Annotated in this window: 14 protein-coding genes, 1 tRNA gene and 1 pseudogene; 10 read left to right on the forward strand and 6 right to left on the reverse strand. The window is 47.9% G+C overall.

Annotation, left to right across the window (positions count from 1 at the left end; translation table 11 throughout):
* The 4 genes from XMD579_RS08050 to XMD579_RS08065 are packed head-to-tail and all read left to right on the forward strand — an operon-like array spanning position 1 to position 2,896.
* Complete coding sequence (locus tag XMD579_RS08050; RefSeq protein WP_173481916.1) at positions 1-618, forward strand: diheme cytochrome c; 618 nt, start codon at positions 1-3, stop codon at positions 616-618.
* Positions 619-634: 16 nt separating this feature from the next.
* Positions 635-892, forward strand: coding sequence for a PepSY domain-containing protein (locus XMD579_RS08055; protein ID WP_173489352.1), 258 nt, complete (start codon positions 635-637; stop codon positions 890-892).
* A 2-nt stretch (positions 893-894) separates the two neighbouring features.
* A complete protein-coding gene (locus tag XMD579_RS08060; protein WP_173481961.1) occupies positions 895-1,566 on the forward strand; it encodes a response regulator transcription factor in 672 nt (223 codons plus the stop codon).
* A gap of 1 nt (position 1,567) precedes the next feature.
* Positions 1,568-2,896 (forward strand): sensor histidine kinase, encoded by a 1,329-nt coding sequence (locus tag XMD579_RS08065; protein WP_173506187.1) that lies wholly within the window; start codon positions 1,568-1,570, stop codon positions 2,894-2,896.
* A gap of 204 nt (positions 2,897-3,100) precedes the next feature.
* On the opposite strand, the gene XMD579_RS08070 is transcribed toward XMD579_RS08065, so the two are convergent.
* Positions 3,101-3,177: transfer RNA gene (locus tag XMD579_RS08070), tRNA-Arg, on the reverse strand.
* A 235-nt stretch (positions 3,178-3,412) separates the two neighbouring features.
* Positions 3,413-4,447, reverse strand: a complete 1,035-nt coding sequence (pyrC, locus tag XMD579_RS08075) for a dihydroorotase (protein WP_173506188.1) — start codon at positions 4,445-4,447, stop codon at positions 3,413-3,415.
* A 165-nt stretch (positions 4,448-4,612) separates the two neighbouring features.
* On the opposite strand from pyrC, the gene XMD579_RS08080 reads away from it, so the two are divergent.
* The gene (locus XMD579_RS08080) at positions 4,613-4,828 is read left to right on the forward strand and encodes a DUF2892 domain-containing protein (protein ID WP_173481920.1); all 216 of its coding nucleotides are present in this window, start codon (positions 4,613-4,615) and stop codon (positions 4,826-4,828) included.
* Between the two features lie 30 nt (positions 4,829-4,858).
* On the opposite strand, the gene XMD579_RS08085 is transcribed toward XMD579_RS08080, so the two are convergent.
* Positions 4,859-5,734 carry a DMT family transporter gene (locus XMD579_RS08085; RefSeq protein ID WP_173506189.1) on the reverse strand — a complete coding sequence of 292 codons (876 nt, stop codon included), beginning with the start codon at positions 5,732-5,734 and terminating at the stop codon, positions 4,859-4,861.
* Positions 5,721-6,116: a nucleoside-diphosphate sugar epimerase/dehydratase gene (locus XMD579_RS08090; protein WP_173506190.1), complete on the reverse strand. Its 396-nt coding sequence runs from the start codon at positions 6,114-6,116 to the stop codon at positions 5,721-5,723. Before XMD579_RS08090 ends, XMD579_RS08085 begins: the two co-directional genes overlap by 14 nt.
* Before the next feature lie 102 nt (positions 6,117-6,218).
* On the opposite strand from XMD579_RS08090, the gene XMD579_RS08095 reads away from it, so the two are divergent.
* Both XMD579_RS08095 and XMD579_RS08100 read left to right on the forward strand, forming a co-directional pair.
* Positions 6,219-6,947: an AzlC family ABC transporter permease gene (locus XMD579_RS08095; protein ID WP_217364105.1), complete on the forward strand. Its 729-nt coding sequence runs from the start codon at positions 6,219-6,221 to the stop codon at positions 6,945-6,947.
* Complete coding sequence (locus XMD579_RS08100; RefSeq protein WP_173484136.1) at positions 6,944-7,264, forward strand: AzlD domain-containing protein; 321 nt, start codon at positions 6,944-6,946, stop codon at positions 7,262-7,264. The genes XMD579_RS08095 and XMD579_RS08100 overlap by 4 nt, the downstream gene beginning before the upstream one ends.
* Here XMD579_RS08100 and XMD579_RS08105 read toward each other — a convergent pair.
* A complete protein-coding gene (locus XMD579_RS08105) occupies positions 7,233-8,969 on the reverse strand; it encodes a diguanylate cyclase (RefSeq protein WP_173506191.1) in 1,737 nt (578 codons plus the stop codon). The two genes, XMD579_RS08100 and XMD579_RS08105, sit on opposite strands and share 32 nt — an antisense overlap.
* Positions 8,970-8,978: 9 nt before the next feature.
* Positions 8,979-10,238 carry a PotD/PotF family extracellular solute-binding protein gene (locus XMD579_RS08110; protein ID WP_254443780.1) on the reverse strand — a complete coding sequence of 420 codons (1,260 nt, stop codon included), beginning with the start codon at positions 10,236-10,238 and terminating at the stop codon, positions 8,979-8,981.
* A gap of 189 nt (positions 10,239-10,427) precedes the next feature.
* Here XMD579_RS08110 and XMD579_RS11285 point away from each other — a divergent pair.
* From XMD579_RS11285 to XMD579_RS08120, 3 genes and pseudogenes are all read left to right on the forward strand, one after another.
* Positions 10,428-10,832, forward strand: a pseudogene (locus tag XMD579_RS11285) (ATP-dependent zinc protease); the annotation flags it as partial.
* A 75-nt stretch (positions 10,833-10,907) separates the two neighbouring features.
* Positions 10,908-11,801: a 30S ribosomal protein S6--L-glutamate ligase gene (rimK, locus tag XMD579_RS11290; protein ID WP_217362114.1), complete on the forward strand. Its 894-nt coding sequence runs from the start codon at positions 10,908-10,910 to the stop codon at positions 11,799-11,801.
* Between the two features lie 25 nt (positions 11,802-11,826).
* A complete protein-coding gene (locus tag XMD579_RS08120) occupies positions 11,827-14,286 on the forward strand; it encodes a glycoside hydrolase family 3 protein (protein WP_173481926.1) in 2,460 nt (819 codons plus the stop codon).
* Positions 14,287-14,298 lie beyond the last annotated feature (12 nt).

A 14,298-nucleotide genomic window follows, 5' to 3' on the forward strand; every position in this document is an offset into this window, starting at 1 on the left:
ATGAAACTTAGCATTAAAACGGTCCGTTGGATTTTGGGTACGACACTGCTTACTAGTGCTCTAGGGGTTGGAATGGTTGGTGTTGTTAATGTCGCCTTCGCTGATGAGGGCTGGAAAATCTTCGGTCAAGATGACGATGAGTACGGTGAGCGTCGAAATGGTGCTTTAAAACAGACAGATAATTCGCCAGCACGCCAGCTCTATATTGATGAGTGTGCAGACTGTCATATGGCCTATCCTACAGGATTTCTACCTGAGCGAAGTTGGCAGAAGATGATGGGTAATTTAGATAATCACTTTGGTGAAAATGCCGAGTTGGATCCTACATCACAACAAGCGATTACTCAGTATCTGGTTGATAATGCGGCTGAAAACAGTTCAAATCGAAGGGCACGTAAGTTTTTACGCAGCGTATCAGATAACGCTACACCACTGCGTATTACTGAGTTACGTTACTTTAAAAAGAAGCATGATGAGGTACCGGATCGTATGGTAACCGGTAATCCAGATGTTGGTAGTTTTAGCCAGTGTCAGGCTTGTCACGGGGATAGAGCAGAGCAGGGCTACTTTGATGACGACTCGGTCAATATTCCGAATCACGGCCGCTGGGATCATTAATCTCCTAGCACTTTCGTTGCCTTCTATTGCGGGAGATAACCTCTCACAGCGGGAGGCGAGGGAGTTGTTGGAGTCGGGTCATATCCTCTCACTTTCGGAACTACAGGACAGACACGCACAGACATTTATCGGCAAAATCTTAGATCTTGAGCTAGAACGCAAAGATGGCAAATTGATCTATGAATTTGAGGTTCTCGGTGGTGACGGTGAGGTGCGTGAGTATTACATCGACGCAGCTTCGGGTGAGCTTCTTCAAGAGAAATTGGAGGATTAATGATGCGCCTACTGCTCATTGAAGATGACACCGAACTCATCGATCAATTAAAACCCCAATTGCAAAAAGCGGGCTTTGCAGTGGAGGTGGCCCGAGATGGAGTAGATGGCGAGTTTCTTGCTCAAGAAGAGTCATTTGACGGCATTATTCTCGACCTGGGGTTGCCTAAACGCCCAGGAATTGAGGTGCTATCTAACCTGAGAGGTGCGGGTATTGATACCCCCATTGTGATTCTTACGGCTCGCGACTCCTGGCAAGAGAAGGTGGATGGTCTTAAGCATGGTGCAGATGACTACCTTACTAAGCCTTTCCATTTTGAAGAGCTCCAAGCGCGTATAGAAGCGGTGATGCGCCGTAATCAAGGGCGTGCAGATAACACTTTAGTCTGTCAGGGCGTTTCTTTAAACGTTGATACCCAACAGGCAATTGATGCGTTAGGGCAGAGTATTTCATTGACCGGCAAAGAGTTTCGATTGCTGCGTTATCTGATTACTCATGCAGGAAAAATCGTATCTAAGACAGAGCTGAGTGAACATGTCTATGAAGAGGAGATGCTCAAAGATAGCAACGTGATCGAGGTCTACATCAACCGTCTTCGCCAATATTTTGGGAAAGAGTTCATTGAGACCAAACGTGGCCAGGGATACATCGTTCAGTTGGATGTGAGCGAATAAGATGTTTAAGCAGGGATACTCAATTGAGGCGCATCTCCAGTCTCGCTTAACTAAACTTCTGCTGCTTCTTGCTGTTCTGCTGTTAGTGCCCTTACATCTTACTGTTCGCTCGTTTGTTGATGACATTATCGAACAACGCCTTGGTCATGATGCAGAGACGATTATCACCGCTTTGAGTTTGGATACAAACAGTCAGTGGCAACTGCAACAAGAGCGTATCTCCTCTATTTATCAACGCGTAGAGTCTGGCCACTATTTCAAACTTCAGTCCGAGCAGTTTCAGGCACTCTCTCGCTCTCTTTGGGATCGCGAGCTTAATGTATCGTCAGTTGCCCCTGGCATTGTTGATATTGCGGTGATTATTAATGATGACCAGCGCTGGATGATTCTTACTCAAGGATTTAAAAAATCAGATGTCAATTTTACGCTTGCGGTTGCTGAGGATGTAACGGAGCTCTATCACAATCAGTGGCTGCTAGAACTGCTGCTATTTCTAATCATGGTGGTTGTTTTTGGGGTGGTCGTTTGGCTACAAAGGCGAATGGTTAAATCAGGTTTTGCTAGCCTAGAGCCAGTTCGGCAAGCGATTGAGGCTGGTGACATCAGTTCATCGATTCAATTTCCGAATCAACTTCCTCGAGAGATAGCGCCTTTAGCCTCTGCGCTCAATCGATTATTGGCTCGCTCAGCTGCGCAAATAGAGAGATCACGCACAGGTTTAGGCAATCTAGCTCATGAGCTGAAGCGGCCTATTCAGAAGTTGCGCTGGCTCTCCTCTGAACTAGATTCAAATGAAAACTCTGCCAAGTTAATAGCTCTTAGTGAAGAGTTTCAGCATTTGATGGACCGCGAACTTCGACGAGCTCGTATTTCAGGAACACCAACGCCCGGCAAACTGTTTGCTCCTGACGCTGACTTGACCCCTATGGTTGAGCTCTTTAAACGAATTTACCCCAGTAAGGAGTTACACCTAAAACAACTGCCCCGATATGAACTCCCCTATGATCGAGATGATATGCTCGAGCTTATTGGCAATTTGCTAGATAACGCCCTAAGGTATGCGACTTCAAAAGCTGAGTTATCGATAACCTACTCACGTGAAAATCACCGTTGGATTCTTTTAATAGAGGATGATGGAACAGGGGTGTCGCAAGAGAATATGATTCGACTAACTCAACGAGGCGTTCGTTTAGACGAAGATTCTGCAGTGTCAGGTTCAGGCCTTGGTATCGCCATCAGTAAAGCGGTAGTAGAGAGCTATTCGGGTAATTTAAGCTTTAGTGACGGATTGCTTGGTGGGCTTGGCGTTAAAGTCGAATTACCCATTTAAACGGATTGGTTTTGCTTGGTGAAGGTAGAGATGGCGCGCCCGGGATTACTCGGTCAATCCTGACCTCGGCCTTTCAGGCCCGCACTGGCGTGCGTTCAAAATTGTTCCCGACAATTTTGTCGAACCCCCTTCTTAGAGTCTCAACACTCTCCAATAAACCAAAAGGCCCCGCATACTGCAGTATGCGGGGCCTTTTGGTTTATATGGCGCGCCTAGAGGGATTCGAACCCCCGACCAACAGGATCGGAACCTGCTACTCTATCCAGCTGAGCTATAGACGCTAAACTTCTACTTAATTTTATTAAACCCCCGACCAACGGGGTCGGAACCTGCTGCTTTATCCAGCCGGCCGGCGCTCCGGTGAGCTACGGGCGCGTTGTGTTGTTGAATTGTATATTGCTATCCATCGCCGGGATAGACTCGTTGAATCGCTTAAGCGATTCAACGCCCCTTAGAGCGGGCGCTTTAACTTGAGGCGTGAATCTTACTGATACCGCCTCGCTTTGCAAGTGAGTTCTAGCTTTTCAGCTTCCACTGAACCTCACTTCCGGCCATGAATGGGATGATGGGGCGGCCATTCGGTAGGGTGATGCTCTCTGGTAGTGTCCAGGACTCTTTCACCAGTGTGATGGTGCCAGTGTTCTCGGGTAGATCGTAAAACTTCGGGCCGTGGAGGCTCGCAAAACCTTCCAGTTTATCCAGTGCCCCTAACTCATCAAATACTTGGGTGTATAGCTCAATGGCTGCCCAGGCGCTGTAACAGCCTGCACAGCCACAGGCGGTCTCTTTTTTAGCCTGTTCATGCGGTGCTGAGTCGGTACCTAAGAAGAATTTGTCAGAGCCTGATGCAACGACATCACGTAGCGCTTGCTGGTGGATATTGCGCTTTAAGACCGGCAAGCAGTAGTTGTGTGGGCGAATACCACCGACCAGAAGATCATTACGGTTCAGCATCAAATGTTGCGGTGTAATGGTGGCACCAATGTTACCGCCCGCTGCAAGCACAAACTCAGCAGCGTCTTTGGTGGTGATGTGTTCAAAGACAATTTTAAGGGTTGGGTACTTCTGAGTAATTGGGCCCATGCGTTGATCGATGAACTCTTTTTCGCGATCAAAAATATCAATATGCGAATCAGTGACCTCACCATGGACCAGTAGAAGCATGTTGTTCGCTTCCAGCGCAGCGAACACATCGGCTAAGCCATCGATGTTTGTTACTGCAGCATCCGAGTTTGTGGTCGCACCGGCAGGGTAAAGCTTAACGGCTTTAATGCCCGCTTTAGCCGCTTCATTGATATCTTCAGCGGTGGTTCTGTCGGTGAGGTAAAGCGTCATTAATGGCTCAAAGTTCGAACCCGCTGGTCGTGCAGCAAGGATGCGCTGTTTGTAGGCCTCTGCGTCAGCAGCGTTACGAACCGGTGGTGCAAGATTAGGCATGACAATCGCACGATCAAAACAGCGAGCGGTAGCTGCTACTGTCTCAGCAAGGATATCGCCATCACGAAAGTGAAGGTGCCAATCATCGGGTGTTTTGATGGTGATTTCGTTCATGGGATCGCCCACTCCTTAAAAATTTTCGATCTGAATATTTTACACGGTTTGGTTAGAGGTCGCTGTGCATTTTATAAATTAGTTGCTTGTTTAATTAGTAAAAACTAATATATCGATATTGGTTCTAGTTGAACCACTTAATTTCAATTTTGAGAGGGACGGAACATGTCTGTAGAACGTATGGTATTTGCCTTTGCTGGCTTTATGGTTTTGTTGAGCTTGGCACTGGGCGTAGCGGCTAGCCCACTGTTTGTCAGTGAGTACTGGTTGTGGTTCACAGCCTTTGTTGGTGCGAACCTATTCCAAACAGCCTTTACTGGATTCTGCCCATTGGCAATTATCCTGAAGAAGCTAGGCGGTAAAGCGGGTACAGCGTTTTAAGTTCCGCTAAGTGATTGAAGAGCCGCTCTATTAAGCGGCTTTTTTGTTGCGTTCAAAACCTGCAATCAGTGACCCACCGACAATAGCCAGACAGGCCCAGGCAAGAGTCCAGCTCGGTTCCGCTAATCCAAACAGAACCAACAGCACGACCGAGATCAACGGTGCCGAATAGGCTAGTACCCCCAGCAGTTGAATATTGCCGTGCTTTACCCCGTAATCCCAGGTGAAAAAGGCAATGCCAACAGGCCCTAGACCTAGACCAATCACTCCTATCCATTGAATCAGGTTGGCTGGCATAACAGTCGTCTCCCAAGCTAGATGACAGAAAAAGGCCAATACGGCTGTGGCACCACAAAACCAGCCCGCTGCATCGGTCGGTACATTGGCGGCCAAGCGGCTGGTGACAGAAAAGGTAGACCAGATTAGAGCGCAGGCTAGGGCGATTAGATAACCTGACGTGTATTGCGGTTCGAAGGCATCACTACCCCCTCCAATCAATAACCAACAACCCGTTAGGGCTGATAGAGCACCGACTAGATGCGCCCATCTAAAACGGTGGCCAGGCAGAAGGGTTGAGAACAGAACAATCAGTAGGGGCCAAAGGTAGGCTAATAGACTGACCTGCACAGCCGGTGCTTTCGACATCGCTAGAAAATAGCAGAAGTGGTAACCAAAATAGCCACTCACGCCTAATAGCCAGACAGACTTTTTCTGTTTTGCGTAGCGGACACCCCAGTGACCCTCTTTACGCCATTTGGTTAGCATCAGTAGAAATGCAATGGCGAAGGTCATCGACATTAATTGAAAGGGTGGGATCTGGTTGTCCGTTAACCGAGTTAATAGAGCCAAGGCACCCCATAGCGCTATGGCTGAAAAACCAATCAGTGTCGCGTTACTTCTGTTCATATGAGTCCAGCGTTGAAGAGATCGTATTTAGTTGTTCTTCCAAACTCAGGTTTGGGTCCATTTGGACAGTGGGTATGTTCATTGAACTAAGTTGCTTAATGCATTCATCAGGCAGCAGTTCAGCTCTTTGGTTGAATGTAACCACAGCTTGTACATGATGTCTTTGAGCCAGTGCTTCTATTTCGCTTGGGTATCGAAGCGTGGCTCCAAGCATCTCGGTTTTATGGCTCCATGGCTCATCATCGATAAAGGCTATTATTTTTCCACCTCTCTCAATTAGTGCTTGGGCGAGTTGGTGTTCTACAAAATCGATACCCACGATAATGAAACTTGAGCCTCGCCATTTTGAATTGCGAAATGCATTCAGGATTTTGTCGAGCACTTAGCTCCTCTTTTTACTTGTTGTCGCGTTGGCTAAAGATCACAATAGTGGACCTAATTGAAACGCTATTCTCACTTTTTCCGTCCCATAAGGAAACCTCTGTTGTTTGGTCGTAATAAGCTATTTTGGCAAGGCGCTAGGCGTGGTTTTATCTCGTCGCTCCCTTTCTATATTGTCATGGTTCCATTTGGCACGCTGTTTGGGCTGTTAGCCACTGAAGCAGGTTTAAATGTGCTTCAAGTGATGGGGTTTAGCTTTGCGGTCTTGGCAGGCGCTGCGCAAATTACAGCCGTGACACTTATGGAGGAGAATGCCCCTACCGTCATTATTCTAGCCACCTCGCTTGCCGTGAACCTGAGGATGGGCATGTACTCAGCTGCCCTAGTGCCACTGATTGGGAAAGCGAAACTCTGGCAGCGAGTCCTAGCAAGCTATTGGATTTTTGATCAGTCGTACGCTGTGACAGCGCTAGAGCACAATAAAAACCCCGATCTTTCGTTGGATGAGCGGTTAGGTGTCTTTTTTGGGGTCGCGATTCCGGTATCCTCTCTATGGTATCTCGGCACTTATCTTGGCGCGGTGGTGGGCAATCAAATTCCGTCCGAGTTAGGGCTAGAATTTGCGGTCCCCGTCACCTTTTTAGCCTTGGTTGCACCACTTTTAAGAAGTATTCCACACCTACTTGCAGCATTTACCTCAGTCCTGTTTACCTTGTTATTTGCAGATTTCCCATTCAGTTCAGGACTTTTGGTGGCCGGAGTCATGGCGTTGGCGGTGGGCTATCTATCGGAAGTTTGGCTTGAAAAGCGCCGTTCGAAGGAGGCTGTATGATTCACTCTGATCTGTATGTTTGGATGATCATAGCGGGCTTAAGTCTGGGCAGCTTTGCGATTCGTTTCTCTTTCTTAGGGCTAATTGGTGATCGTCAACTTCCCAAACCGGTTGAGCGAGCTTTGGGCTATACATCGGTGGCTATTTTGCCGGGTATAGCTATGCCTATGGTGTTAAGTAGCAGCAGCGGAGAGTTAGAGCCGACTCGACTGATCGCTGCGTGTTTAACCTTGTTGGTTGGCGCTTGGACGCGAAGCCTACTCTACTCATTACTAGCAGGAATACTCAGCTACTCCCTTCTGATGGCGGTTTTGTAGAACAGATGCCTAATTGGTTTCGCCCGCTATCTTTAGATCGATACAGCGCTTTGTCTGCCTGATTTAAAAGCTCTTCGCCACTCATGAATTCTGTATCAGGTGTCCAGGTGCAACAGCCCAAACTCACCGTGACACAACCAATGGGTGATGCACGATGCGGAATGTTTTTCGATTCAATCTCTTTACGCAGTTTTTCAGCAAGCGCTTGTGCCGCTGGTGCAGGCGTGTCGAAAAGGAGAGCAACAAACTCTTCTCCACCGTAACGAGCGACGGTATCAGTAGAGCGATGAAATATATGACTCATCGCTTGGGTGACACGTTGAATACAGGTATCGCCCGCCTGATGGCCGTAGGTATCGTTGTACGCTTTGAAGTAATCGATATCTAAGATAATAACCGATAGTGGAAGGGCGCTGCGTCGGGCACGATTAAAGTTTTCGACCAAGCTTGCATCGAGGAAGCGTCGGTTATAGATCTGCGTAAGTCCATCTTTTACTGATAGATCTTTTAATCGGTGATTCGCTTTCTCGAGCTCTTTGGTTCGTTGTTTGACCTTCTCATCGAGTTGCGAACTGAGCTCTTGGTACTTATCGAGCAACTTCTGTGTGTTTTCGTTGGCCTCCCTAAATGCCTCTGCTGAAACAGCCAGGGCCGCTATCTCGTCTTTAGAGTGGTAAGTTGGGATGGGTACTTTTCGCTCGCCATTGGATAGTTGATCAAAAATCTCTCTCAGTCTGGCAATGGGTCTCTCTATACTTCTGCCGACGACCATTCCGATAATGACCGTCATCAAGATGAAGAGAATGCAGAGTGCAATTAGCTGCTGTGATAAAGAACTGACTATGCTTGAAGATTGTTCTTGAGTGCTGCTTAGGGCCTGCCTGAACTCTTGAGTTAATTTCTCAGAAAGATATTTAATTTCATAACTCTCGGCCGCCATGACAACATTAATTAAAAAGAGATAGTTTCGGGTGGTTTGAACACCCTCATTGAATGTTGAGTAACCACGAGCCAATGAGTCATGGATGATATCTAAACGGGTGATTTGTGGGGGGTAGCTCTCTAGAATGTAGAGATCTTCTATCAACCCCATTACGTGTTGATAGTACTCATCCACCAGTTCCAGCTCGGCTGGGTTGAGTGACTCAAAATATTGCCCCATGTGTTTTTCGATGATTAATAGGTCTCGCCAAATATTGTTGCTAATCGCTAAAGAGCCGGCCGATATGGTCTGCTTTTGATAGGCTTCGATTAGAGCGCCCCAGCTATTCGTGACACTGGGAAGTGTTGTCTTTACAAGCTGTTGTCGGCGCGATCGCTGAGTTTTAGCTGCCTTAAACGCCTTTTGAAAAGTATGAAGATGTTCATCCACTCGTTTTATGATCGGTTTGGCTGTTTCGCTCTCTAATGACGAGAGCGTTGATAGCTCGTACAGTGCAGATCGGTAGGCATTGTCGACAGAGTCGGCTGCTTGGGTCTGACCAACTCTTAAAAAGGTTTCAGCGCGGCTCTGCATCTCGGCTGCATGAAAACCTAATTGCGTTGCATGTTTTAAATTGCTCGATAGATCGTTTTGTTGATCAAACTGTTTGTTAAGGGTTGTGAGCCCGATAAAAGCAATAATCCCCAGCGCAAGGGTAATCAGCCCCATTAAAAAATAACCGGTGTAAATTCGAGTGGTAAAAGGAACTCTTTGAGCAGGCATTCAACTCCCCTAACTCAGCACAAATTCTTTCCATTTGGGCAGTGTATAGTCATAGGTGTCCATGACACTGTTCCAAACGGCAACATTGCTGAAGCGTTGTTCGTAGGATCCGCCCGTTCTTATGGAACCTTCCGCTACTGAAATCGAGCCATCTGTCCCTTTTAGCGATGTAGCGGCGGGTTTGCCCGCGTACCAATAGTCCCACTCCTCTGGGCTCATAAACTGTTTAGAGCGTTCTGGGTTGGAGATGTAATACCCCTGCCTTGCAATAAAGGCTCCTGGGTAACCCGATAACCACCAATTCATAAATTGGTAAGCTGCGTCCTCTTGCTCGCCCCGCGTTTGGCTGGAGAGACACATGACCCCATGCCATGCTCGATAGCCCTCTTTCGGCGCAGCGTAAATGCACGGGATCCCTTGCCCTTGGAGTGCAGAAGCACCGGGACTGAACATGCTCTCAATGATGACTTCGTTGTTCGCCATCAACTCAACGGAGTGGGGGACGGATGACCATACCCCCCTGAAATGGCCGCGTTTTTTGTAATCAATTGCGATCTCAAACAGCTGATCGATCTCACTGATACTCATGTTACCTATGTCATTAAAGGTCATAAGTCCTTTTGCTTGAGCGGCTAAGGCTAAATCAAATATGCCGATCGTGGGTTCGTTCACAATGGCGACCTTACCGGAATAGTTATCGTTTAAGAGCCAGCCCCAGCTCTCTGTGATGTAGGGTTCGCCAACATCAATGTAGCGTGAGTCATAGCCAAAGGAGTCGGTGTTGTGCACATAGGGTAGGAAACTAACGTTTTGGCTAGGCTCACGGCCTAAAGTTTTATCCTTCTGTACATAGAGAATACGGTGTGGTGCATCGCCGCGGCCGATCTTGGCGCCCTCCGAAATCTGACCGTTTTTCGAGAGGTTATTGATCTCATTCCAGTACTGAATTCGTTGTGTATCGATTGATTGAATCGCACCGGCATTCCATAGAACTCTTATGGAGTTTGACCAATGCTCATACAGATCAAATGAGGAGGGGTTGGTTGTTGCGCGCATGAGTACTTCAGCACTACCGCCTGGGTAGAACTGAATATTAATCCCGAGCTCTTTTTCGGCACGCAGACGTAGCTCTTCCTGCAGGGTAACGTGAGTTCCCATGACACGAATAGTCGGGCGAGCATTCTCTGCTTTTAAAATCGCAGGGAAGCCCCCAATTGCTGCAGGCAGTGCAATACCCGCAGCGTTTTTAATAAATTGCCTACGTCGCAATTTACAACTCCTGAATTCAGTAACTTAACTCTATCTCCTTCAATATAGACCTATTTTTTGAAAGTGGTATTAAATATGGCTAAAAAATATACAGATAAAGGCTGAGTATTTTTCACCAATCGTTGCTATAAAAAGCTACGTGATTGGGGATTTATGAGCTATGGTTCGCCCCATTAAATGGAGAACATTATGGACAAACTGATCGTTGGTTCTGAGGAGTGGTGTGGCCTTCCTCTATTGGGCCTGCCCGCTGTTAAAGCTCGTGTCGATTCGGGGGCAAAAACCTCATCACTGCATGCGTTTAACATTCGTAAATTCACTCGTAATCGAGACACTTGGGTCTCTTTCGAGATCCACCCTCTGCAAAAAAATGATGAGCTAGTTGTTCGTTGTGAAGCTCAGGTAGTTGATCGCCGTACTGTAAAGTCATCAAGCGGAACAGCCGAGAGACGTTACGTTGTAAAAACCAACATTACCCTGGCAGATCAAACGTTTGAGGCTGAGTTAACACTCACTAACCGTGATTCTATGGGTTATAGAATGTTGCTGGGTCGTGAAGCGATGTCAGGTCGCATGATCGTTGATCCTGAAGGTAGTTGTCTGCAGGGTGAGCGCACCATTACTGAGTGTAATCAGATGTACGGTGTGAACCCAACAGCTCGCACTGCTCTGAAAATTGGTGTGTTGGCTAGCAATCCGGATCTCTACTCAAACCGTCGTTTGATTGAGGCGGGTGAGGCGCGCGGACATGAGATGGTCTTCTTGAACATCAAACAGTGTTACATGAAGATGGATGCTGATAATCCAGAGGTTCACTACCGTGGTGGCGCTATCCTGAACGATTTTGATGCCATCATTCCTAGAATTAGACCTTCAATGACGTTTTATGGCTGTGCACTGGCTCGTCACTTTGAGAGTCTTGGCGTCTATGTTCAGAATACGGCAGAGGCGATCACAAGTTCGCGTGACAAACTCTTCTCGCTGCAACTGCTGCAGAAGTCGGGTTTGGATATTCCTACAACAGGCTTTGCCAATTCACCGATGGATACCAATGACCTCATTGAGATGGTCGGCGGTGCACCTTTGATCGTAAAGCTACTCGAAGGCTCGCAAGGTCGTGGAGTTGTGTTGGCCGAAACGGGTAAAGCAGCTGAGTCGGTAATCAACGCGTTTAAAGCGCTTCGAGCTAACTTGTTGGTACAAGAGTTTGTCAAAGAGGCGGATGGCAAAGATCTACGCTGTTTTGTCATTGACGGCAAAGTAGTCGCTTCGATTATGCGTACTGCGGCACCAGGCGAGTTCCGTGCAAACATACACCAAGGCGGTTCGGCCTCTTCGGTTCGCATTTCAGCAGAAGAGCGCAAGCTAGCGATTAAAGCGGCTAAAACCCTAGGTCTGAAGGTGGCGGGTGTTGATATCATCCGTTCTCGCAAAGGCCCTCTTCTATTGGAGGTTAACTCATCCCCAGGTTTAGAGGGTATTGAGGGGGCTTCCGGTAAGGATGTTGCGGGCGCTATGATCACCGCTATTGAGAAACGTTTTGCACGACGTTTAAAAGGGTAAAACCAATAAATAAAAGGGAGAGGTGATGGCTGACCGACAGACGGCTGAGGTACTGGTTGATTCGATGAGTTTGAGAGAGCAAATCTCTCTACTGTCCGGTGAAGATGTTTGGTCAGTTAATGCTATCCCTAGACTAGGAATCCATAAGCTGCGTGTCACTGATGGACCTAATGGTGCACGTGGTGGTGGTTCTCTATTTGGCGGTGTGACGGCAGCCTGCTTCCCCGTTGGTATTGCCTTAGGCGCAACCTGGAACCGAGCCCTGCTTGCGAAGGTGGGTGGCGCTATTGCTGATGAAGTTAAATCTAAATCGGCACACGTGCTGCTTGGTCCGACCATCAATATTCAACGATCTGTGACTAATGGCCGTAACTTTGAGTGCTATTCAGAAGATCCTGAGCTAACCGCTGCACTGGCGGTCTCATACATCCGAGGGCTTCAAAGCGCAGGGGTTGCTGCCACACCCAAGCATTTCATCGGAAATGAATCTGAAATTGAGCGCACAACGGTCAGTTCCGATATTGATGAGCGCACACTGCGCGAGATCTACCTTCGCCCCTTTGAAGCTGCCATTAAAGAGGCGGGTACTTGGGCTATTATGGGCTCATACAACAAGATTAATGGTACCTATGCCGCCGAAAATCACTGGTTATTGACAGAAATTCTTCGCAACGAGTGGGGCTATGACGGCATTGTGATGTCCGATTGGTTTGGTTCTAGAACAACGGCACCAACCATTAATGCGGGTTTAGATTTAGAGATGCCAGGGCCAACCCGAGACCGCGGTGACACATTGCTCAACGCCGTGGATCGCGGTGAAGTGCCTGTTGAACAGGTTCGTCAGCTGGCCGTTAACATGGTTCAGTTGATGGAGCGTTGCGGTGCTATTAATGATGCTTCGCCGTTCAAAGAGATTGCCGATAATCGCCCTGAACACCAGCAGCTGATCAGACGTGCCGGTGTTGAGGCTAGTGTGCTGCTTAAGAACACTGGCTTGCTACCCCTGTCTACTGACCTAAAGAGCGTTGCGGTAATTGGGCCTAATGCCATCGAGGCTCAGATCATGGGCGGTGGCTCCTCGATGCTTAATCCCCACTATTCAGTTTCACCTATGCAGGGATTAACAAACCTTCTGGGTGGCGATGCTATTCATTATGCACAGGGGTGTACTAATCATCGCTGGGAGCCCCTGGTCAACCAAAAGATACGAGTCGATTACTTCGCTAATCGAGATCTTTCGGGTGAGGTGGTTTTCACTGAAGAGGTTGATGAGAGCCAGAGTTTCATTCTGCCCCCTGTTGCGAATGGACTGGTCGATCAACACGCATTTTCTCTGCGAGCGAGTGTTGATTATATAGCAACGGTGACGGGCGATTTTAATATTGGCCTTCACAGTGCAGGCCTTGCCAAGTTCTATGTGAATGGCGAGTTGGTGATCAATGTGTGGGATCACTGGCAGAAAGGTCGAACCTTCTTCGAGGAGGGATGTGATGAGGTCGTTGCCAGTTATCGATTCGAGGAAGGTAAAACCTATACCCTTGAGATGGAGTTTGCTACCAAGGATACGGACAATCTCGACCTTGCCGCTTGGCGCTTTGGTCTATCAAAACCCTTAGGGGATGAGGCAATACAAGCTGCGGTAGAACTAGCAAAAAGTGCCGAAGTAGCCATCCTGTTTGTTGGTCGATCCGGTCAATGGGATACGGAAGGAAGTGACCTTGAAGGCATTAAACTCCCTGGACGTCAGGATGAGTTGGTCGCAGCCGTGGCCAGTGCTAACCCTAACACCCTAGTGGTATTGCAAACGGGTGGACCGGTTGAAATGCCTTGGGTAGATCAAGTATCTGGCATATTGCAGGCTTGGTACCCAGGACAGGAGTGTGGCAATGCGATTGCCGATGTTTTATTCGGCAAACAAGATCCCTCCGGCCGTTTGCCTCAGACCTTCCCAGTCAAGTTGGAAGATAATCCTACCTACACCGATGACCCACTGGTCTACCCTGGACGAGATGGCCATGTGCTTTATCGTGAAGGCGTGTTTATCGGCTATCGTCACTATCAGGCCAACAAGATTGAGCCGCTATTCCCCTTCGGATTTGGCCTCAGTTACAGTGATTACCAACTCGAAAATCTAAGTTGTCGAAAGGTGGCTAATGATTATGTCGAATTGAAGGTGAGTGTTAACAATATTGGTCAGCGACAGGGTCAGACCGTTGTTCAGATTTACTGTGGTGAAGTTAACTCTGACATTGAACGTCCAGAACTCGAGTTGGCCGACTTTGAGAAGCTGGAACTGAAAGCTGGAGAGAGTGCTGATCTAACATTTCATCTACCTCTTCGTCGTTTTGCATACTTTGATATCAAAACAGGGTTGTGGACGGTTGCGGAAGGTGACTATCGAGTGCGGGCTAGTTTCCATGCCAAGGACCCAGGTTGTGAAGCGGTGATTAATTTGTCAGCCAAGACGCTCTGTCCATCAGCCTGATGCACTAACGTT

It is taken from the genome of Marinobacterium sp. xm-d-579 (assembly GCF_013282935.1).
Lineage (GTDB): Bacteria > Pseudomonadota > Gammaproteobacteria > Pseudomonadales > Balneatricaceae > Marinobacterium_E.

Excerpts from the sequence above, each read along its gene's own strand:
- XMD579_RS08050 (WP_173481916.1), top strand. The coding sequence starts at position 1 with ATGAAACTTAGCATTAAAACGGTCCGTTGGATTTTGGGTACGACACTG.
- XMD579_RS08060 (WP_173481961.1), top strand. The coding sequence starts at position 895 with ATGCGCCTACTGCTCATTGAAGATGACACCGAACTCATCGATCAATTA.
- XMD579_RS08065 (WP_173506187.1), top strand. The coding sequence starts at position 1,568 with ATGTTTAAGCAGGGATACTCAATTGAGGCGCATCTCCAGTCTCGCTTA.
- pyrC (WP_173506188.1), bottom strand. The coding sequence starts at position 4,447 with ATGAACGAAATCACCATCAAAACACCCGATGATTGGCACCTTCACTTT.
- XMD579_RS08080 (WP_173481920.1), top strand. The coding sequence starts at position 4,613 with ATGTCTGTAGAACGTATGGTATTTGCCTTTGCTGGCTTTATGGTTTTG.
- XMD579_RS08085 (WP_173506189.1), bottom strand. The coding sequence starts at position 5,734 with ATGAACAGAAGTAACGCGACACTGATTGGTTTTTCAGCCATAGCGCTA.
- XMD579_RS08100 (WP_173484136.1), top strand. The coding sequence starts at position 6,944 with ATGATTCACTCTGATCTGTATGTTTGGATGATCATAGCGGGCTTAAGT.
- XMD579_RS08105 (WP_173506191.1), bottom strand. The coding sequence starts at position 8,969 with ATGCCTGCTCAAAGAGTTCCTTTTACCACTCGAATTTACACCGGTTAT.
- XMD579_RS08120 (WP_173481926.1), top strand. The coding sequence starts at position 11,827 with ATGGCTGACCGACAGACGGCTGAGGTACTGGTTGATTCGATGAGTTTG.